26 protein-coding genes are annotated in these 19,076 nt (G+C 26.5%); 25 read left to right on the plus strand and 1 reads right to left on the minus strand.

Features of this window, described 5'->3' with window-relative positions; translation table 11 throughout:
- The first annotated feature begins 19 nt into the window (after window positions 1-19).
- The 9 genes from ACVHXK_RS00250 to pyrR all read left to right on the plus strand — a co-directional run bounded on the left by ACVHXK_RS00250 (window position 20) and on the right by pyrR (window position 6,006).
- Window positions 20-688, plus strand: a complete 669-nt coding sequence (locus ACVHXK_RS00250; RefSeq protein ID WP_461204328.1) for a YggS family pyridoxal phosphate-dependent enzyme — start codon at window positions 20-22, stop codon at window positions 686-688.
- A gap of 17 nt (window positions 689-705) precedes the next feature.
- The gene (locus tag ACVHXK_RS00255) at window positions 706-1,188 is read left to right on the plus strand and encodes a cell division protein SepF (RefSeq protein WP_461204329.1); all 483 of its coding nucleotides are present in this window, start codon (window positions 706-708) and stop codon (window positions 1,186-1,188) included.
- Window positions 1,181-1,969, plus strand: coding sequence for a YlmH family RNA-binding protein (locus ACVHXK_RS00260; protein WP_461204330.1), 789 nt, complete (start codon window positions 1,181-1,183; stop codon window positions 1,967-1,969). The genes ACVHXK_RS00255 and ACVHXK_RS00260 overlap by 8 nt, the downstream gene beginning before the upstream one ends.
- A gap of 17 nt (window positions 1,970-1,986) precedes the next feature.
- Window positions 1,987-2,610, plus strand: a complete 624-nt coding sequence (locus tag ACVHXK_RS00265; protein ID WP_461204331.1) for a DivIVA domain-containing protein — start codon at window positions 1,987-1,989, stop codon at window positions 2,608-2,610.
- A gap of 121 nt (window positions 2,611-2,731) precedes the next feature.
- Window positions 2,732-3,427, plus strand: coding sequence for a 5'-methylthioadenosine/adenosylhomocysteine nucleosidase (locus ACVHXK_RS00270; protein WP_461204332.1), 696 nt, complete (start codon window positions 2,732-2,734; stop codon window positions 3,425-3,427).
- Between the two features lie 57 nt (window positions 3,428-3,484).
- Entirely contained in the window at window positions 3,485-4,078 is a 594-nt protein-coding gene (locus tag ACVHXK_RS00275; protein ID WP_461204333.1) for a TraR/DksA C4-type zinc finger protein, read from the plus strand.
- 21 nt (window positions 4,079-4,099) lie between these two features.
- Window positions 4,100-4,546, plus strand: a complete 447-nt coding sequence (gene lspA, locus ACVHXK_RS00280) for a signal peptidase II (protein ID WP_461204334.1) — start codon at window positions 4,100-4,102, stop codon at window positions 4,544-4,546.
- The gene (locus tag ACVHXK_RS00285; RefSeq protein ID WP_461204335.1) at window positions 4,546-5,469 is read left to right on the plus strand and encodes an RluA family pseudouridine synthase; all 924 of its coding nucleotides are present in this window, start codon (window positions 4,546-4,548) and stop codon (window positions 5,467-5,469) included. The genes lspA and ACVHXK_RS00285 overlap by 1 nt, the downstream gene beginning before the upstream one ends.
- A complete protein-coding gene (gene pyrR / locus ACVHXK_RS00290) occupies window positions 5,470-6,006 on the plus strand; it encodes a bifunctional pyr operon transcriptional regulator/uracil phosphoribosyltransferase PyrR (RefSeq protein ID WP_461204336.1) in 537 nt (178 codons plus the stop codon).
- 10 nt (window positions 6,007-6,016) lie between these two features.
- Here pyrR and ACVHXK_RS00295 read toward each other — a convergent pair whose 3' ends face one another.
- Window positions 6,017-7,738 carry an Rqc2 family fibronectin-binding protein gene (locus ACVHXK_RS00295; RefSeq protein WP_461204337.1) on the minus strand — a complete coding sequence of 574 codons (1,722 nt, stop codon included), beginning with the start codon at window positions 7,736-7,738 and terminating at the stop codon, window positions 6,017-6,019.
- Between the two features lie 172 nt (window positions 7,739-7,910).
- On the opposite strand from ACVHXK_RS00295, the gene dapF reads away from it, so the two are divergent.
- The 16 genes from dapF (at window position 7,911) to spoIIIAB (ending at window position 19,076) form a co-directional block, all read left to right on the plus strand.
- Window positions 7,911-8,738: a diaminopimelate epimerase gene (dapF, locus tag ACVHXK_RS00300; protein WP_461204338.1), complete on the plus strand. Its 828-nt coding sequence runs from the start codon at window positions 7,911-7,913 to the stop codon at window positions 8,736-8,738.
- A gap of 187 nt (window positions 8,739-8,925) precedes the next feature.
- Window positions 8,926-10,392 (plus strand): GspE/PulE family protein, encoded by a 1,467-nt coding sequence (locus ACVHXK_RS00305; RefSeq protein WP_461204339.1) that lies wholly within the window; start codon window positions 8,926-8,928, stop codon window positions 10,390-10,392.
- Between the two features lie 11 nt (window positions 10,393-10,403).
- Window positions 10,404-11,558, plus strand: a complete 1,155-nt coding sequence (locus ACVHXK_RS00310; RefSeq protein ID WP_461204340.1) for a type II secretion system F family protein — start codon at window positions 10,404-10,406, stop codon at window positions 11,556-11,558.
- A 75-nt stretch (window positions 11,559-11,633) separates the two neighbouring features.
- Complete coding sequence (locus ACVHXK_RS00315) at window positions 11,634-12,017, plus strand: type II secretion system protein (protein ID WP_461204341.1); 384 nt, start codon at window positions 11,634-11,636, stop codon at window positions 12,015-12,017.
- 20 nt (window positions 12,018-12,037) lie between these two features.
- The gene (locus ACVHXK_RS00320) at window positions 12,038-12,472 is read left to right on the plus strand and encodes a prepilin-type N-terminal cleavage/methylation domain-containing protein (RefSeq protein ID WP_461204342.1); all 435 of its coding nucleotides are present in this window, start codon (window positions 12,038-12,040) and stop codon (window positions 12,470-12,472) included.
- Window positions 12,453-12,899, plus strand: coding sequence for a hypothetical protein (locus ACVHXK_RS00325; protein WP_461204343.1), 447 nt, complete (start codon window positions 12,453-12,455; stop codon window positions 12,897-12,899). Before ACVHXK_RS00320 ends, ACVHXK_RS00325 begins: the two co-directional genes overlap by 20 nt.
- Window positions 12,896-13,375 carry a hypothetical protein gene (locus ACVHXK_RS00330; RefSeq protein WP_461204344.1) on the plus strand — a complete coding sequence of 160 codons (480 nt, stop codon included), beginning with the start codon at window positions 12,896-12,898 and terminating at the stop codon, window positions 13,373-13,375. Before ACVHXK_RS00325 ends, ACVHXK_RS00330 begins: the two co-directional genes overlap by 4 nt.
- Window positions 13,336-13,740, plus strand: coding sequence for a hypothetical protein (locus ACVHXK_RS00335; RefSeq protein WP_461204345.1), 405 nt, complete (start codon window positions 13,336-13,338; stop codon window positions 13,738-13,740). The genes ACVHXK_RS00330 and ACVHXK_RS00335 overlap by 40 nt, the downstream gene beginning before the upstream one ends.
- 17 nt (window positions 13,741-13,757) lie before the next feature.
- Window positions 13,758-14,486 (plus strand): hypothetical protein, encoded by a 729-nt coding sequence (locus tag ACVHXK_RS00340; protein ID WP_461204346.1) that lies wholly within the window; start codon window positions 13,758-13,760, stop codon window positions 14,484-14,486.
- Between the two features lie 9 nt (window positions 14,487-14,495).
- A complete protein-coding gene (locus tag ACVHXK_RS00345) occupies window positions 14,496-14,945 on the plus strand; it encodes a hypothetical protein (protein WP_461204347.1) in 450 nt (149 codons plus the stop codon).
- Between the two features lie 34 nt (window positions 14,946-14,979).
- Entirely contained in the window at window positions 14,980-15,354 is a 375-nt protein-coding gene (locus tag ACVHXK_RS00350; protein WP_461204348.1) for a hypothetical protein, read from the plus strand.
- Window positions 15,355-15,431: 77 nt separating this feature from the next.
- Complete coding sequence (locus tag ACVHXK_RS00355) at window positions 15,432-16,499, plus strand: M24 family metallopeptidase (protein WP_461204349.1); 1,068 nt, start codon at window positions 15,432-15,434, stop codon at window positions 16,497-16,499.
- 55 nt (window positions 16,500-16,554) lie between these two features.
- Window positions 16,555-17,112, plus strand: coding sequence for an elongation factor P (efp, locus tag ACVHXK_RS00360; protein WP_461204350.1), 558 nt, complete (start codon window positions 16,555-16,557; stop codon window positions 17,110-17,112).
- Between the two features lie 21 nt (window positions 17,113-17,133).
- Window positions 17,134-17,514, plus strand: a complete 381-nt coding sequence (locus tag ACVHXK_RS00365; RefSeq protein WP_461204351.1) for a CD1247 N-terminal domain-containing protein — start codon at window positions 17,134-17,136, stop codon at window positions 17,512-17,514.
- A 117-nt stretch (window positions 17,515-17,631) separates the two neighbouring features.
- Entirely contained in the window at window positions 17,632-18,561 is a 930-nt protein-coding gene (spoIIIAA, locus tag ACVHXK_RS00370) for a stage III sporulation protein AA (protein WP_461204352.1), read from the plus strand.
- Complete coding sequence (gene spoIIIAB, locus ACVHXK_RS00375; RefSeq protein ID WP_461204353.1) at window positions 18,555-19,076, plus strand: stage III sporulation protein SpoIIIAB; 522 nt, start codon at window positions 18,555-18,557, stop codon at window positions 19,074-19,076. The genes spoIIIAA and spoIIIAB overlap by 7 nt, the downstream gene beginning before the upstream one ends.

Here is a 19,076-nt window from a genome sequence, read left to right on the forward strand (position 1 = left end):
GCTTATTTGAGGTGGAATTATGGAGATTAAAAAGAAAATTGATTGTATTATGTCAAATATTACATCTGAGACTCATTTAATTGCAGTATCAAAAACAAGAACTATTGATGAGATGGATAAAGTGTACAAAATAGGTATTAGGGATTTCGGAGAGAATAAAGTTCAGGAATTGATAGATAAATATGATAAATTTCATGATGATGTAAAATGGCATTTTATTGGACATTTGCAGAAAAATAAAGTAAAATATTTAGTAGGGAAAGTTTTTTTAATTCATTCTTTAGATAGTATTAAACTTTTAAAAGAAATTGAGCGAATTTATACCAAAGAAGGGGAAATCGCTAATCTTTTAGTGCAAATTAATATTGGGAGAGATGAGAGAAAATCAGGAATAATGATTGAGGAACTTGAAAATTTATTAATTGAATGTGAAAAATGCAAAAACATAAGAATTAAAGGTTTAATGACAGTTATTCCAAGAGGAATAGAGGAAGATAATATTATTTATTTTAAAAAGATGAAAAATATTTTTGATGATATTGGTAACAGGAATTTTAGAAACATAACTATGGAATATTTGTCTATGGGAATGACTGGTGATTATATGTTTGCTGTAAATAATGGAGGCAATATGATTCGTATTGGTACTGGTATTTTTGGTGAAAGGAATTATAATAAAGAGCTTTAATAAAGGAGGTTATCTCAATGGCTAAGAAAATTGGAAATAAAATGATGAATTTTTTAGGATTCACTGATGATTTTGATGAAATTGAGGAAGCAAAAGACTTAGAAGATTTTGAAAAAGACTATAATGAAGAAAATAATGATATAGATAATGTTTTTAAATATGCAAGTAAAAGTAAGGGGAATAATAAAGTTGTAAGTATACATTCAGCTCAATCTACAAAAATTTTAATAATCAAACCCAGTCATTATAACGATGCTGTAGAAATTTGTGACAATTTAAAAAATAGAAAAATTTGCGTAATTAATATGAAAAGTATTGAATCTGGAATTGCACAAAGATTGATAGATTTTATTGCAGGGTCATGTTATGCGTTAGGTGGTAGCCTAGAAGAAGTAGAAAAAGGAGTATATGTAATGTCTCCGTCGAATATTGAAGTGGATAATGAATTTAAAGCTGACATAAAGACTAATGGAATGTTAAATTGGAAAAAATATGATTAAAATAAATAAGAATCAATTTTTAAGTTATTTTCAGATTGATCAGGAATTACTAGCATCAAAATTGTATGAAAAAATAATATTAGCTAATAAAACAAATAAAATTGTTTATTACAATGAATTTCTGACACCTAATATTTGGGAAGTTCTTAAAGAAAAAAATCAACTATTAGGTTGTGAAATTATTGTAGAGGGTTTTTTTGAAGAAAGTGAAAGAAGATTTTTGGCAATTAAACCTTTTAATACAATTGATGAGTTGAACTTCCCAATAAAACTTATAGTAATTTCAAATAGTTCGAAATTTAGTAAAATAAATCATAGAGATTATTTAGGGGCTTTAACTTCATTAGGTGTAAAAAGAGGTTTATTCGGTGATTTGGTAATTAATGATGAACAATGTTACTTACCAGTAGCAGACATTATTGTGGAATTTGTTAAAATTAATTTGAATAAAGTCAAAAATTCACCTGTAAAAATAGCAGAGGTAAATATAGAAAAAGAAGGTATTCCAACTCATGAGTTTGAAATAATTAGATTGCAAATAGCTTCAGAGAGGTGTGATACAGTTGTTTCAGCAGCAGTTAATATTTCTAGGAATGAAGCAATAAAATTGATACAAAAAGGCAATGTTTTGGTTAATTATAAAAACGTGAATAAGAAAAATAGTAATTTGAATTATGGAGATATTATTACAATAAGGGGATATGGTAAATTTAAATTTGGAGAATTTATAGGTGAAACTAAAAAAGGAAGAAAAAAAGTTATAATATACAAGTTTATCTAACTAAGGGGGACAATTAAATGAAAATAACAGTAATGGATATTGAGAACAAGGAATTTAAAAAGGCATTTAGAGGTTATGAGCAAGATGATGTTGATGAATTTTTAGAAGATGTGGCTGAAGATTATGAAGCGTTATATAAGGACAACTCTTCATTAAAAGAAAGACTAGCTATGTTAGAAGAAAAATTGGAAAATTATAAACAGATAGAAGCAACAATTAATAATACTTTGTTGATGGCCCAAAACACAGCAGACCAAGTGAAAAATAATACTAGAGAAGAAGCTAATATAATTTTAAAGAAAGCTAATGATACTGCACAAAGAATAATTGATGATGCACATACTGAAGTTATTAAAATTAATGAAGACTATGGAAGAGTTAAAAGAGAATTTTTGACATTCAAATCAAAATATAAGAATTTTATGGAAACTCAATTAGATATCTTCAAAAGTTTAGAAGAAGATTTTACAAAGAATTTCAATATAAGTTATACTGAATCCATGAATAACACATCTAAATCAATTGAATCAATTGAAGAAGTTATTAATAATGAAATTGAAGAAAAAGATGCAGATGAGAATATAGAAGTAACTAGAATCAGTAATTCTATTGAGTTTATAGATGATGTTGATGAAGAATAATAAATATATTTTAATGTAATTATAATCTCACTGTTATAGTGGGATTTTATTTTTTTATTGTATAACAAACAAAAGTTTGTTAAATTATATTTATCTAATAAATTACTTAGGAGGGTTAAATATGGTTATTGGAATTATTGGGGCAATGGATGAGGAAGTTAGTATATTATTAGAAGAAATGAAAGTGGAGAGTAAGGTTGAAAAAGCTAATATGATTTTTAATACTGGATTATTATTAGAAAAAAAGATTGTAGTTGTTAAATGTGGGATTGGGAAGGTTAATGCTGCTATATGCACACAAATTCTAATTGATGATTTTAATGTTGATAAAGTAATAAATGTTGGAGTAGCTGGTGGAGTTGCAAAAGATATAAAACCTGGCGATATTGCTATAGGTAGTAATTTAGTGCATCACGATATGGATACATCGGCTTTTGGAGATGTAATAGGACAAATTCCTAGAATGGATGTATTTCATTTTGAGTGTAGTAAAGAACTTGTTCACTTGGCTAAGAAATCAGCTAAGTTGAATAAAGATGTAAATGTTTTTGTAGGGAGAATCGTATCAGGAGACCAGTTTATAAATAATGCAGAAAAAGTAAATTGGATGTGCAATCAATTTGATGCAATTGCTTGTGAAATGGAAGGAGCAAGTATAGCGCAAGTATGTTATTTGAATTCTATTCCTTTTGTTGTAATTAGATCAATATCAGATAATGCGGCAACAGGTGCATTTAGTGACTATGAGAAATTCACACCACTAGCAGTAAAAAATTCTACTAGCATAATAAGAAACATCCTTAAATTAATTGAGTAATAATTATAAAAAATACAAATCATAAATAATGCCACATTAAAATAAGGAGTGTTATTTATGAATAATAGCGATAAAAATTATTTTAGGAACAAACTTCAAAATGAGAAAAAAGAATTAGAAAAAAAATTAAATTCAACAAAAAATATGGATTTGTTAAATGAAAATGGTGGTATACGATCTGAACTCTCACACTATGATAATCATACAGGAGATGAAGGTTCCGAACTATACCAAATTGAAAAGGAAATTGCTTTAGAAAAGAATCAAAAAAATATGTTAGACAAAATTAACAAAGAATTAATGAGATTAGAAAATGGAGATTACGGAATATGTTCTCACTGTGGCACTGAAATTTCAAAAAAGAGATTAGATATAATTCCTTATACTAATCTTTGCTCAAGTTGTTCAAATGAAGAAAGTCATTTGATAAAAAGTTTTAATAGTAATAAAAGCTCTGAGGAAAGAATAATAGGTATTCCATTTAATTTTGAAAACAGTGATAACATAAATGAATTTGATGAAGAAGATACACTTCGAAAATTGGAAAATTTTAATTCAATTAAAGATGGTGAAGAGTTAGAGCAAGATGTAATATGTGTGGAGAACATTGAGAAAATAAGCAATACTCAGTATAAGAACACTTTAGAATAAAGTTTAAGGGTGGGGGAGTTTATGGAGTTAGTAATAATAATACTAGGTATAATTATTGATAGAATTACAAAAATATGGGCATTTAATAATCTTCGGTTAGGTGATGATATTGAATTAATAAAGAATTTTTTTCATCTTCAGTATTTAGAAAATAGAGGGGCAGCTTTTGGTATTATGCAAGGTAAAACAGTTTTTCTCGCAATAATTACAATAATAATTTTGGGCGGAATTGTTTATTTTATGTTTAAAGAAATGAAAAAAACTTTAATATCAAGAATTTCACTTTCATTAATTATTAGTGGAGCTATTGGTAATTTGTTTGATAGAATTTATTATAAATATGTTGTGGATTTTATTATGGTACATTACAAAAATATTTATTATTTTCCTACATTTAATTTTGCAGATATTTTTGTAGTAATTGGTACGATATTATTATGCTACTCAATTATAAAGGAATGGGATTAATGGAAAACAGAAAAGAAGAAATTGTATATTTAGATGAGGAATTAAAAAGAATAGATTTATTTTTGGTTGAATGCTATGAAGGTAAATCTCGTACATATTTTCAAAAGATAGTAAATGAAGGAAGTATATTAGTAAACAACAAAAAAGTTAAATCAAATTATAAATTAAAAATTAATGATGTGCTTATTGTAAAAATTCCAGAAGATAAAGAATTACAAGTAGAATCTGAAGATATTCCTTTGAATATTGTTTATGAAGATAAAGACATTGTTATTGTTAATAAACCACAAGGCATGGTCGTTCACCCAGCACCAGGAAATTATTCAGGCACAGTAGTGAATGCTTTGTTGCATCATTGTAAGGACTTATCAGGTATTAACGGCGTAATTAGACCTGGTATAGTTCATAGAATTGATAAAGATACATCTGGGGTAATTGTAGTAGCTAAAAATGATAAAGCTCACATATCTTTAGCAGAGCAACTAAAGGATCATTCTATGAATAGAGAATATATTGCACTTACAGAAGGTGTAATAAAAGATGACTATGGAACTGTAGATAAACCACTTGCACGAAACAAAAGAGATAGAATTAAAATGGCTATAGTAAAAGATGGTAAAAGAGCTGTTACCCATTTTCAAGTTTTAGAAAGATTTGAAAAAAATACATTAATAAAATGTAAGTTGGAAACGGGTAGAACTCATCAAATTCGTGTTCATATGAGATATTTAGGGTTTCCACTTGTGGGTGATCCCATATATGGATTTAAAAATGCTAAGTATAAACTAAATGGTCAATTACTTCATGCCCAAAGATTAGGATTTCTACATCCTTCTTCAGGTGAGTATGTAGAATTTTCTACTGAATTGCCTGATTATTTTGATGATATATTAGGGAAATTGAGATTAATAAGGAGGTCTTAGATGAAAACAAAAAAGGTTTTATTAGATGAAAAAGCAATGAAAAGAACTCTAACAAGAATAGCTCATGAGATTATCGAAAAAAATAAAGGAGTAGACGACATTCTTTTGATTGGAATAAAAAGAAGAGGATTTCCTTTAGCGAATCGTATATCGGAATTAATTACTAAGATTGAAGGCGAAAAAGTACCAGTTAGTTGTGTTGATATTACTTTATATAGAGATGATTTAACTGAAATAAATGACCAAGCAGTTATTAATGAAGGTATATTAGAACTTGATGTTAAAAATAAAAAAGTGATTTTGGTAGATGATGTTCTTTACACAGGTAGAACAGCAAGAGCTGCTATGGAAGCTGTTATTGATAAAGGAAGACCTTCTACTATTCAATTAGCTGTTTTAATTGATAGAGGGCACAGAGAGCTACCTTTAAGAGCTGATTTTGTTGGTAAGAACATTCCAACATCTAAAAAAGAGTTGGTGTCAGTTAAAGTATCTGAAATTGATGACGTTGATATTGTTGAAATTTATACAAAATAAGAGTTCTCTATCAAGAACTCTTATTTTGTTTTATATTTGGTTTATGTGGGTCAATATAAACAGTTTTGTTTGTAGAATATATAACCATACCTGGTTTTGAGCCATTAGGTTTTTTTATGTTTTTTACTTGTGTATAGTCTACAGGAACTTTTGTTGAAGTGCTAGCTTTACTATAATAGGCAGCTAAATTTGCTGCTTCTTCAATTGTTTTATCTGTAATATCATGAGAATTCTTTATAATTACATGAGAACCTGGTATTTGTTTAGTATGTAGCCATATATCATTCTTAGATGCAAATTTTAATGTAAGATAATCATTTTGAATATTATTTTTACCTACATAAATATCTATGTTGTTTGAAGAAATAAAATGCATAGGCTCAGAGATTGACTTGTTTTTCTTTTTAGGTGCCTTAGTTTTTCTGATATAACCTGCTAATACTAATTCTTGTTTTATTTCATCAACTTCATCATATGTGGTAAGGTTTTTTAAACTTGTCAAAACAGAATAAAGATAATTTAATTCTTCATCGTTTTGAATAAGCTGTTCTTTTGCAGCTACTTCTGTTTTCTTTAATTTATTGTACTTTTTAAAGTATTTTTGTATGTTTTCAGATGGTGTTTTATATTTATCTAATTCTATTGTAACAAATGAACCGTTTTCGTCATAATAATTTAATAAACTTATTTCTTCTAGTCCTTTATTGAGCGAATAAATATTTGCTGTTAATAACTCTCCATAAAGTTGATATTTATTTTTACCTAAACAAGTTTCTAATTCTTTATTAAGAATTTTTTCTTTTTTTGTACATCTATGAATATTGTTATTGATAATCTTTTGAATTGAAGAGCTTTTGGATTTAATCCTATCTAACATGTCTTTGTTTTGATAGTAATACTCTAATAGTTCAGAAGGAGAATCAAATTTTTCAGTATCATAATCATTATATGTTTCTAAATATATACAATAAAAATCTTTTGGTATTCCTTCTTTAGAATAAATAATATAATCCATATCTTTGCTATTTTCAATAGTTGAAAAAAAGTTTTTTGAACTATTGAATAAATCTTTTCTATTAAAATTATCTAATCTAGTAAAAATTTCTTTTGAGAAGTTTTTACTTATGCCTGAAAAATTGTTTAAATAGAAAAATTCATCTATTGAAGGACATTCATTAATTTTGATTTCAAATTGTTCTTTTGAAAAATCAAAAGGATTTAGTTTGTTTGTTTTTGGAGGAAAATTATATTCTTGTCCGGGTAAGATAATTCGTACAGAATTAATGTCAGGAGTTAAGTGTTTAACACTGTCCATTATTATATTATCTCTTTCCCGTACTAGAGTAATATTACTGTGTCTTCCCATAATCTCAATGAATAAAATATACTCTGAGTTAAAACCTAATTCATCAGTGCCAACAAAATGCATACTGATTATCCTGTCATTATCGTATTGTTTTATTTCAATGATTTTTGAGTTTTTTAAATATTTTCTTAAAACCATACAAAACATTGGAGCTTTCATAGGATTTTTTTTGTTTATTTCGGAAAAATGAATTCTAGGATAATTAGAACTTGCAGAGATTAATAATTTTTTGTTTATTCTTCCTTTTCTACAAGTTAGTATTATTTCATCTTTCTCAGGTTGATTTATTTTATCTACTTTTGAATCAATTAAATAGTCTTTTACATTGTCAATTATACTGCGCAGGAAAAAACCGTCAAATGCCATTTAATCATCCTTTCAAGTTAATGTATTTTGAATAATAATACACTAAGTATATAGTTATAGCAAATTAAAATCAAGATGTTGAATGTTTACCTTTATGCGAAAATAATAATAAGTTATAATAGAGATAGGTTTATTAGGGATTGTTTTTATCTAATGTTAAGGAGGAACAAAAATGTTTATAACAAAGGTTCACGGCACAGGGAATGATTTTGTAATAATTGAAGATTTAGAAAATAAATTAGTTGGTATAGAAAGTAGTATCGCGAAGAAAGTTTGTCATAGAAGGTTTGGTGTAGGGGCAGATGGGATATTAATAGTACGAAAAAGTAACATTGCAAATATAAAAATGGTAATAGTAAATTCAGATGGATCTTTTGCAGAAATGTGTGGGAATGGAATTAGATGTTTTGCAAAATATGTGTTTGAGAAAAAGCTAGTTAACAAACAAATTATTAATATTGAGACAGAGGATGGAGTTAAAAAAGCATTTCTTAACTTTGAAGGAGAGTCTGTTGAAAGTGTGAAAATAAACATGGGAAAATATAGCCTGCAGCCTTCAAATATACCTGCTACATCTGAATATGAAATACTGGATAAAGAAATAGAAGTTGAGACAGGTAAAGAGTACAAAATAACATCAATGTTAATGGGAGTTCCTCATACTATGATATTTGGGAAATTAGATGATTTTGATATTGATGAAGGTAAATATATTGAAAAATATAAGTTATTCCCCAAAAACACAAATGTAAATTTTTGCGAAATAGTAGATCAAAATAATATAAGAGTGAAAACGTGGGAAAGAGGAGCAGGTCCGACGATGTCCTGTGGAACAGGAAGTTGTGCGTCAGCAGTGGCAGCAATGTTGTTGAAGAACACTGATAGGAAAGTTTTTGTTCATATACCTGGAGGAAAATTATTGATTGAAATTAATAATGAGGAGGAAGTTTTTATGACTGGACCAGCAGTTATAGTATTTCAAGGAGAATTATTAATTTGATTAAAAATATTTAATATACAAACGTAATGTATATAGGACACATAAACTAGGTAACTTATAATTAGAATTTAAATTTAAATAAACGTCGAATAATATAATTATTTGACGTTTATTTTTTTATTTTTTGTGTTTAAAAAACAAATATTTGGTAATAAATAGAAATATAGGAGGTGGATAGATTAATAAGATGAGTAATTCAAAAAAAGCATATGAAGATAACTATTTAGCTATTGATTTTATACCAAAGAATATTGCTACAAAGCACATAGTTTTTCCTTATGATTATAGCGATGAATATATTTATATATATAAAGGCCAAAATTCTAGTAAGGAAATAGAGAACAATTTAAGACTTTTAACAAATAAAAGAATTAAGGCCACTATAAAAAATGATGATTTTATTTTAGATAAAATTGAGCAATACTATGGAGAAATAGCTATTGATGAAGTAATAAATACAAGTGTAGGAGAAAATAAATATAAAAAAGAAGAGTATTTAGAAAATAATTTATCTCCTGCAACTCGAACTATCAATACAATTATTGAGATGGCTATTTCTAAAAAAGCTAGTGATATTCATATAGAACCATTTAAGGAAGAAACAAAGATACGATTTAGAATAGATGGTTATTTAAGGGAATATAGAAGAATCCCAGTAAGTATCTATAAAGGAATGCTTACGAGAATAAAACTTTTATCTGATTTGGACATTTCTCTAAAGAGAATTCCACAGGATGGTAAATATACTTTTAACATTAATAATAAGAAATGCGATTTAAGAATTTCAACAATCCCAACTGTGTTTGGAGAAAAGATAGTTATTCGAATACTTGATAAATCAAATAATTGCTTTGCATTAAATGATTTAAAACTTAATGGAGATGAAAGAAAAAAGATTGATAACATACTAAACCATTCTAGTGGCTTAATACTTATTGCAGGTCCAACGGGAAGTGGAAAAACTACTTCATTATATTCATTTATTAATGAAATAAATAGAGAGAGTTTAAATATTGTATCTATTGAAGATCCTGTGGAATATACAATCAAAAATGTAAATCAAATAAATGTTAATTTGAAATCTGGACTTACTTTTTCAAATGGATTAAGAAGTATATTAAGACAAGATCCGGATGTGATTATTATTGGTGAAATTAGAGATGAAGAAACAGCAAAGATTGCCGTTAGAGCCTCACTGACAGGACATTTGGTAATATCAACAATTCATACTAAAAATTCTATAGGAACAATACAAAGATTGTTAAATATGAATGTAAAATCATATCTTTTAGTTGATGCGTTAGTTGGAATTGTAACGCAGAGATTAATTAGAACAAATTGTTCGCATTGCAGTAAGAAATCTAAGAATGATTCAATAATTCAATTACATAATGAAAAATATACTTTTACTGAAGTAACTGGTGAAGGTTGTGAAATGTGTGAGCACACAGGGTATAAAGGTAGAATGGCGTTATTTGAAATATTAACAATAGATGATGAAATAAGGAATCAACTATATAGGGATAATTTTGAATCTTTAGCAAAGGTAATAAAAAACAGTGATTTTATTGATTTAAAAAAAAGATGTTTCCAAATGGTTAATGAAGGAAAAACGACCTTTGAGGAATTTAAGAAAGTGTATTTTAGCGTATAGTGAGGCGAAATATGTACAGATTTAATTATAATGCTTATACCGTAGATGGTGAAGTTGTAAAGGCTGTATGTGTATGTAAATCAGAAAAAGATTTTTTTGATTATACACGAGAAAAAAAACTTTTGATATCTAAATATAAAAAAAAAGAGATAAAACTCAAAAACAAACAAATTTGTATTAAGGAATTAGTTAGGTTATCTGATTCCTTAAGTAAAATTTTAAAAAGTGGAATACCAATAATTCAGAGCATACAATTATATATTTCAGAAAGTAATAATAAAAGAGTTAAAGATATCTTAAACCTACTTAAAGTAGAAATGTTAAGTGGCGAAAGTATGTCACAAAGTTTATTAAAGATGTCTATAAAATTCCCGAATATGTTTACCTCTATGATTAGCGTAGGAGAGAATTGCGGTGATTTAGATAATATTTTTGATTCTTTAAATTACTATTATTCTAATATTGATAATTTAAGGAAAGAATTATTGAGGAGTATAACTTATCCGATAATAACTACTTTGATGACTTTATGTGTGTATATATCAATAAAAATATATTTTGTACCTAAAATATATTCTGAAATGCAAACTACTATTCCTATTGAAAACAATAGTGATGGAGCAAAATGGTGTGATAATTGGATAGCTATTGTAATGATAATTGCTATTACTATAATTGGAGCATTAATAAAAAAACATAGTGATAATTCCATTATTAAAAAAATTAATATTTTTAATAATATAAGAAGAAAGTACTTTGCTTATAAATTTTTCTTTAGTTTCCATATGATGATAAGTAATGGTATAGATATAATAAATGCTTTAAAAATTATTGAGAGCTGTGAAACAAACAAAAGAACTATCGAAATTGTTAAAACAATTATCAATGACCTTTTAAATGGTAATAGTCTAACAAAATCTTTAGAAAAAAGTAAGATTTTTAAAAATAGCTATTTGACAACAATTGCAATTGGTGAAGAAACTGGAACTTTAGAAAAATCTACAGAAATGATATATAAAGAAAATTATGATGAACTATTATCAATTTTTAAAAAGATAGTATCCCTAATAGAACCAGCATTAATTATAATTATAGGTTTTATTGTATGCAGATTATTTATGAGTGTAATAGGCCCATTAATGAGTGATTATGAGAGCTTATTATGATATTTAAATTTTATGAAAAGGTTAATTTACTACAAAAAATATAAATATATAAATTTAATATGGAGGTTTTAAAACATGAAAACAAATAAGTTTACAAGTAATAATAAGAAAGGTTTTACAATAATTGAATTAATAGTATGCATGGCCATTATTGCAGTGCTATCTTCTTTCATGATTCCTAAATTGATAGGATACACAAAAAAAGCTGAGGATTTAAAGAAACAAGATACTGGAAGAAAGTTATATTCTGTTGCTATGGAGAGTTATGTTAGTAATAATTATCAAATTGATAATGCGAAATTAGGAGAAGACATTGAATCATTAATGGGTGTGGAAATTGATAATGAAGATGTTTCAGTAACTACAGGTTCTAATGTTGTAATTGTATTTGATGGAGTGACATATACAATGGATTTAGATAGCACAGATACTAACAGTCCGTTTGCAATTGGAGAATAATTTAAAACAAGAGGTAACAATTGAATATAAAAGGATATACATTAATAGAGCTTATGGTCATTTTAGCAGTTTTTATAATATTAAGTAGTTTCATACTTTTAAATTATGCAAAATTATGCAAGAAAGTGGAAAATTATTTAGATGTTAAAAATTGTAGTAGTGAAATAATGACAATAATAAATGAATCAAAAATAAAATGTAAAATCAATAATAGGGAAGGTAAAATTGTATTTTATGAAAATCAAAGGGTAGCATTTAAGTTTATTGTTGGAGGAATTGTGGATAGTTATTATATTCCAAAAGAATTTGAATTTTTAGGAAAACCACCAACTATTTATATAAATAATAAGGGAGGAGTTGCAGCTACATCTACAATATCATATTTTGATAGATATGATGAAAAACACATAATATCCATAAAGGTGGCCACAACATATGTTGATATCAAAAACTAAAAAAGGTATAACCGCAATAGAAATTATGGTTTGCATAGCTTTATCTGTTATCGTTTTAGGTTACTTGAATCGAACCATTTTTGCTCTTAATATAGCAAAAGCTAATATAATTAAAAAAGAAAATTATCTAGAGGTAATGGAAGTTGTGTACGAAAATTTAAAAGTAAATATTGAATATGAAGAATATCAAGATATGAGAAAAGATAACAGAGTATTTATCAATAATAATAATTTGTGTATTGATGAACTAGATAATAAAGATATTAAAAGCGTTTTTCAAAATAAAGTACCTGTATATTATCCATATTTAGACGTAAAAATTGAAGAATATGAAGAAGGCGTTTTATTAGTTATATTATCATTTGTAGATAAAGATAAAAAAACTTATATGGGTTCATTTTATAAAGGGGATTATCTTTGTATATGAAAAAAAAAGGAGTAAGCATAATAGAAGAACTATTGTATGCAGGTACTGCAATGGTTCTGATGCTTATTTTATCGCAAGTATTTGTAGATATGAATAAATATAATTATGAAATAGTTAGTGATTATAATGACAGAGTTTATTTTGATGAGTTTATAAGGTATATACAATATGAAATAGAGGATATAGAAAATAAGTCCATTACAATTAATGAAGACCAATTAATTATAAGAAAAAAAACAGGTGATAAAAACACCATTTATTTATGTGAAATAAATGGCGAAACAATGGGTGATATTTATATTAATTATTACAAAAAATATAATAGCAGGACGACAAAAGATATTTTAATGAGAAGCGTATGTGATTTAGAATTTTATAATAGAAATGAATTACTATTTGTTGAAGTGAAATTTGATTCGGGAGAGAATTTTAAAAGATGTGTAAATATACAAGGGTTAAGTCAGGATATATATTAATTGAAACAATAATAATGTTTGCAATAATACTAATGATTACACTAAGTAGTTTTAATTTTTTAATAAAGAGAAAAGCACATATTGATTTATTAAAAGAGGATATTTTTCAAAATGAAGAATTTAATTTGCAAAGAGAAGTTCTATTAAAAAGAGTAAGCAGATTATACATAAATAATGCTTTTTCTGAGAAGGCAGTATTTTTGACTTATGTAGAAGAAAACAAAATCCAATTTGATAAAAGTTATGTTGAGATTATAGATGATAAAATACTTCTTCATCTAGCAACTAATAATTTAGATGAAGAAGTTGAATTATATAATGTTGCTATTATTAATAGCAATATTTATTTTAGTATTAATACTTAAATGGAAAGGACTCGTTTATGAAAAATGAAATCATGGTTTTTTTAAATAAAGATGACGTTAACATATATTTAGATAAAAGAAAGGAAAATATGAATGTAAGTTTAGATGATTTTATTGTGGACTTAAAGAGTAAAAAGATACTTATCAATAAACCAATTGGGCTTAGAAAAAAAATCATTATTATTCTTGAGGATGAGGAGATTGTAATTAGAAATTTAAGTTTACCTAGTATGCCAAGAAAAAAAATCAGTAGCGTTTTGAATTATAAATTGAAAAGCGAATTTGGGGATTCATTAAAACTTATCGAATTTTCATATAAAATTATTAAGGAAGATGATAAAAACATAAATATTATAATGTATTGCATAAATAGGACTGGTATGGATAAAATAGTTAAAAACTGTAAAAATAAAAAGATAAAAGCAATACATATAATTCAAGAATATTTTGCTGATATAGTTATGTCTTTGATTAATGATGTCGCTTTTTCTGTTGTTTATTATTATAAAAATTATTATTTTTATGACCAATATGATAATGGTATTCTTATTAGAGAAAGTAGAATAAGGGATGATGAAATTTTAGATTGCGGGTTTTCTTCTTTTATTAATACATGTAATCAAAATAATAAATTGTATGATTTATATACTATTAATATAGAAGAAAAAAATTTAAAAGGGGTATCTCCCAAGATAAATATTATTAATCTTGGGTTTTATGATAGGAGACAACTGATATTTGAATAGGGAGCGATTATGAATAAAAGTGATTTTACACCAAAATGGTATATTGATAAAGGAATTAGGCAAGCGAAGTTTTATTATGTTATTGTAATAAGTATTTTGGTAGTTGTTTTTTTAGCATCAATTTACTTTAATAAATATTTAAGCAAAATTGAAAATAAGTGTTATGAAAATGAAACAGTAGCAGATTATGGTGAAGCAATCCAAGTAAATAATATTTTAAAAGAAAAAAATAAGAGAAAGTTATGTGATTTATCAAAAAGTCTTAAAGTGGGTAAAGATTATGAAATTACTAATTTAAACATTGAAGAAGATAGGGTGTATATCCAATTTAACGTAAAAGATAAGTACAAAATTAGAAAATTGAATTTGGAATTAGAAAAAAATTTTAATGTTTATGAAATTAAAGTAATTAATCTTGGCGATTATTATTCTTTAGAATTTAGTGGAGGGGGTATTTAATATTAGTGGCAATTTTAAATATAGAGTAGTAATTATGTTTCTAGTAATAATAATTACATACATTAATATCTATAATTTTCTCCTGTATAAGAGTAATAAAGATGTTGGAGTGAATACTAATAATTTTTCAGAAGAATTAGGAGAAGAAGAATTACTTAAAGTTCAGAGGGAAAATATTGAAAAAGAGTTATATGCGAAATTATCAGATGACAACATTTTAATAGAAGAACTTAACAAAAAAGGAGATGGAAATATTAATTGTTCAATAATGATTTTAGGAAAAGAAGAGAAACAAAATTTGCTTTTGGAAGAATTATCTGAAATACCTTTTTTAGCCATTAAAAATATAGGGTTTTCTTATAATTCAGACAATAGTCCTGAATTAAGGGCAAAATTTGAATTAAAATAATATGTTGGGTAAATATATTTGCAAATGAACATAAGTTTTGATAAAATATCATTGTTTAGTAATTTAGGAGGCATAGTATGATTAATACTAGATTAGAAAAGTTAAAAATTTTTATGATAGAAGAAAATTTAGATGGAATATTGTTAACAGGTGATCCAAATAGGAACTATATATCTTATTTTACGGGAGATGAAAGTTATACTTTGATTTCAAAAAATAAAGATATTTTTATTACAGATTCAAGATATATAGAACAAGCAAGGGACCAAGTTGAAGGGTTTGAAATTTACCAGTATAGCACACCTTTTACTAAGGATTTAGCTAAACTTATTGTGAAAAATAATATTACAAAATTAGGATTTGAAGAGAATATATTGACATTTTCTAAATATGATGAATTTGCAAAAAATTTAAATTGTGAACTAATCCCATTAAACGGTTTAGTAGAAAAAATGAGAATTATAAAAGATGATTTTGAAATTAAAAAGATTAGTAAAGCAGCATCTATTGCTGATGATGCATTTGAGAAAATTGTTAAGTTCATTAAACCTGGTATGACTGAAAAAGAAGTATCTTTGCAACTAGAATATGATATGAAAAAATTAGGTGCACAAGGTGTTTCTTTTAAATCTATAGTAGCTTCAGGTAAAAGATCGTCACTTCCACATGGTATTGCTAGTGATAAAATCATAGAAAATGGTGATTTTATTACATTAGATTTTGGATGTATTTATGATGAGTATTGCTCAGATATGACAAGGACAATTGTTGTAGGTGAGGCTAGTGAAAAAATGCTCGATATTTACAATACTGTAAAAGAAGCTCAGGCACAAGCTTTGAAGTATATCAAAGAAGGTGTTAAAGCATCAGAGGTTGATAAAATAGCAAGAGATTATATTAAATCTAAGGGTTACGGAGATTATTTTGGTCATGGTTTAGGTCATGGTGTAGGATTAGAAATACATGAAGCACCAGCAGTAAATTCTAGAAATCATATTGTACTAAAAGAAGGAATGATTATTACTGATGAACCAGGTATATATATACCGGATTTTGGTGGAGTAAGGATTGAAGATCTTATTTTAGTAAAAAAAGATGGTTGTGAGGTTTTATCAAAATCAAGTAAGGAGTTAATTTGCATATAATTAATTAATTCTGTAAATGATAATAATATAAATATATTTTATGGAGGTATACATAATGTTTTCAGCAGGAGAAATAAGAAAAGGAACTACCTTTGAAACAGATGGACAAGTATTCACTGTTGTGGAATTTTTACACGTAAAACCAGGTAAAGGAGCTGCCTTTGTAAGGACTAAACTTAAAAACGTAATGACAGGTGGAGTTGTTGAAAAATCATTTAATCCAACTGCTAAATTACAAGAAGCAATCATAGAAAGAAAAGAAATGCAGTATCTATATGCAGATGGAGATTTGTACTATTTTATGGATGGAGAAACATATGAGCAAATCCCTTTGAGCTATAGCGAAGTAGAAAATGCAATAAAATATTTAAAAGAAAATATGTTTGCAGTAATTAAATTTTTTAAAGGTACTGCATTTTCAGTTGAACCACCTAATTTTGTAGAACTTTTAATAACTGAATGTGAACCTGGAGTAAAGGGTAATACTACAAGCAATGTAATGAAACCAGCTACACTAGAAACAGGTGCAATAGTTAATGTTCCTTTATTTATTAACGAAGGGGACTCTATTAGAGTAGATACAAGAACTGGCGATTACATGGAAAGAGTATAATTAGTATAGGAAGTGATTTTATTGGAATCATTTGAAGAAAAAATATCTTCATTAAAAAATAAAGTAATCGGTGCTAATTTAAACTCATTTAAAGCAGATGAAAACTTTCAAATCATAGAAGAACTGTTTGAAGTTATTAACTTAATGGGAAGTAGAATTGAAATGCTTGAAAAAGAGTTGGATGAGACGAATGAATATGTAACAGTTCTAGATGAAAATATTGGGAACATAGAAGATGAACTTTTTGGTTTTGATGATGAAGATTATCAATTTGATATAGAAGAGTTTTTTGAAGTTACTTGTGATAAATGTAATGAAATCATATCTGTAGAAAAGACTTTAGAAGGTACAGGGATTAAAATCCAATGTCCTAATTGTAAAAATTCAATTATAATAGAATAGAATATAGTAAAAAAGAAGAATGGGAAAAGGTGCAAATTTAAATTTGCACCTTTTTCTTTTTTTGGAATATTTTACATGTTCAAGCAATAGAAATAAGTAAAGAGAGGAGGAGAAAGATTGGGTGTTTCAGATTTATATTATTTGCTACCTAATGATTTAATACTGCAAATAGAGGAATTAGAACAAAAAGAAAAAATCAATGAAATAAGAATTAGAATTAACAAACCTATTCAAATTTTTATTGGCACTAGAGAAAAAATAATTAATTATTCTGTTGATGAAAAGTTAATAAATATAATTTTTCAAAAAATAAGTAATTACTCAAAGTACTCTGTAGATGAAGAATTAAAACAAGGTTATATTACGGTAAATGGAGGTCATAGAGTAGGAATATGCGGTTCGTGTGTGATGGAACATGGAAGTATAAAAACTATTAAAAAAATTTCCTCATTTAATATAAGAATATGTAGAGAAATTAAAGGGTGTTCTAAAAAAATACTTCCCTATTTATTTCAAAACGGTGACTTGATGAGTGCAATAATTATTTCTCCCCCTAAATGTGGGAAAACCACTATAATTAGAGATTTATCTAAAAATCTATCAGATGGTTTTATGCTAAACCAGAGAAAAGTAGATGGCGTGAATGTAAGTATTATAGATGAAAGAAGTGAAATTGCTGGTTGTTATAATGGAATACCACAACTAGATGTTGGTAAGAGAACCGATGTCTTAGATAATTGTCTTAAAAGTGAAGGTATAATTATGGCTATTAGAAGTATGTCACCTGATGTAATTATATGTGATGAAATAGGTACTGAGAATGATATAAAAAGCATAATTAATGCTACTAATTCTGGAATAAAACTTGTTGTTACTATTCATGGATATGGTATTGAAGATCTTTTAGATAGAAAAGTATTTAAAAGAATGGATGACTATAATATTTTAAAAAGAGCCTTTGTGTTAAGTAATTCTAATGGAATAGGAACAGTTGAATATGTATATGATTTCACAACTAAAAAAAAGATTGAGGGAATGATATGTTAATTAAACTTATTTTATCATTAATAATTATACTTGGTTGTACTTTAGTGGGTATTTCTTATGGAGAAAAACTCAAAAAAAGAGTTTCTGAAATCGTTGAAATTCAGCAATCGATTTATATAATAAAAAATGAAATTGTATATACATATACTCCATTACCAATTATTTTTAAAAAAATTAGTGAAAAGATTGAAAAACCGATAGCCAATATTTATTTAGATGTATGGAAGAAACTTACAAGGAATGAAGTGGAAAATATTTATACTGCATTTAGACAACATTTTATAGAACATAATAAAGAATACAGTATAAAAAAACAAGATATTGAAATCCTTGTTGAACTCGCAAAATCATTAGGCGAATCAGATGTAGATGGTCAAAAAAATATTATTGAATTGTCGCTTCTTAAAATTAAAAAGAATTTGGAAGAAGCTAATGAAGATATGAAAAAAAACTTGAAATTATATAGAACCCTTGGGTTTGCTTTTGGTGCAGCCATCGTAATTATAATTGTATAG

This window comes from Clostridium sp. DL1XJH146 (assembly GCF_054819755.1).

Bases quoted from the DNA above. Each gene is read 5' to 3' on its own strand.
- ACVHXK_RS00250 (WP_461204328.1), top strand. From the start codon at position 20: ATGGAGATTAAAAAGAAAATTGATTGTATTATGTCAAATATTACATCT.
- ACVHXK_RS00255 (WP_461204329.1), top strand. From the start codon at position 706: ATGGCTAAGAAAATTGGAAATAAAATGATGAATTTTTTAGGATTCACT.
- ACVHXK_RS00260 (WP_461204330.1), top strand. From the start codon at position 1,181: ATGATTAAAATAAATAAGAATCAATTTTTAAGTTATTTTCAGATTGAT.
- ACVHXK_RS00265 (WP_461204331.1), top strand. From the start codon at position 1,987: ATGAAAATAACAGTAATGGATATTGAGAACAAGGAATTTAAAAAGGCA.
- ACVHXK_RS00270 (WP_461204332.1), top strand. From the start codon at position 2,732: ATGGTTATTGGAATTATTGGGGCAATGGATGAGGAAGTTAGTATATTA.
- ACVHXK_RS00275 (WP_461204333.1), top strand. From the start codon at position 3,485: ATGAATAATAGCGATAAAAATTATTTTAGGAACAAACTTCAAAATGAG.
- lspA (WP_461204334.1), top strand. From the start codon at position 4,100: ATGGAGTTAGTAATAATAATACTAGGTATAATTATTGATAGAATTACA.
- ACVHXK_RS00285 (WP_461204335.1), top strand. From the start codon at position 4,546: ATGGAAAACAGAAAAGAAGAAATTGTATATTTAGATGAGGAATTAAAA.
- pyrR (WP_461204336.1), top strand. From the start codon at position 5,470: ATGAAAACAAAAAAGGTTTTATTAGATGAAAAAGCAATGAAAAGAACT.
- ACVHXK_RS00295 (WP_461204337.1), bottom strand. From the start codon at position 7,738: ATGGCATTTGACGGTTTTTTCCTGCGCAGTATAATTGACAATGTAAAA.
- dapF (WP_461204338.1), top strand. From the start codon at position 7,911: ATGTTTATAACAAAGGTTCACGGCACAGGGAATGATTTTGTAATAATT.
- ACVHXK_RS00305 (WP_461204339.1), top strand. From the start codon at position 8,926: ATGAGTAATTCAAAAAAAGCATATGAAGATAACTATTTAGCTATTGAT.
- ACVHXK_RS00310 (WP_461204340.1), top strand. From the start codon at position 10,404: ATGTACAGATTTAATTATAATGCTTATACCGTAGATGGTGAAGTTGTA.
- ACVHXK_RS00315 (WP_461204341.1), top strand. From the start codon at position 11,634: ATGAAAACAAATAAGTTTACAAGTAATAATAAGAAAGGTTTTACAATA.
- ACVHXK_RS00325 (WP_461204343.1), top strand. From the start codon at position 12,453: ATGTTGATATCAAAAACTAAAAAAGGTATAACCGCAATAGAAATTATG.
- ACVHXK_RS00330 (WP_461204344.1), top strand. From the start codon at position 12,896: ATGAAAAAAAAAGGAGTAAGCATAATAGAAGAACTATTGTATGCAGGT.
- ACVHXK_RS00335 (WP_461204345.1), top strand. From the start codon at position 13,336: ATGTGTAAATATACAAGGGTTAAGTCAGGATATATATTAATTGAAACA.
- ACVHXK_RS00340 (WP_461204346.1), top strand. From the start codon at position 13,758: ATGAAAAATGAAATCATGGTTTTTTTAAATAAAGATGACGTTAACATA.
- ACVHXK_RS00345 (WP_461204347.1), top strand. From the start codon at position 14,496: ATGAATAAAAGTGATTTTACACCAAAATGGTATATTGATAAAGGAATT.
- ACVHXK_RS00350 (WP_461204348.1), top strand. From the start codon at position 14,980: ATGTTTCTAGTAATAATAATTACATACATTAATATCTATAATTTTCTC.
- ACVHXK_RS00355 (WP_461204349.1), top strand. From the start codon at position 15,432: ATGATTAATACTAGATTAGAAAAGTTAAAAATTTTTATGATAGAAGAA.
- efp (WP_461204350.1), top strand. From the start codon at position 16,555: ATGTTTTCAGCAGGAGAAATAAGAAAAGGAACTACCTTTGAAACAGAT.
- spoIIIAB (WP_461204353.1), top strand. From the start codon at position 18,555: ATGTTAATTAAACTTATTTTATCATTAATAATTATACTTGGTTGTACT.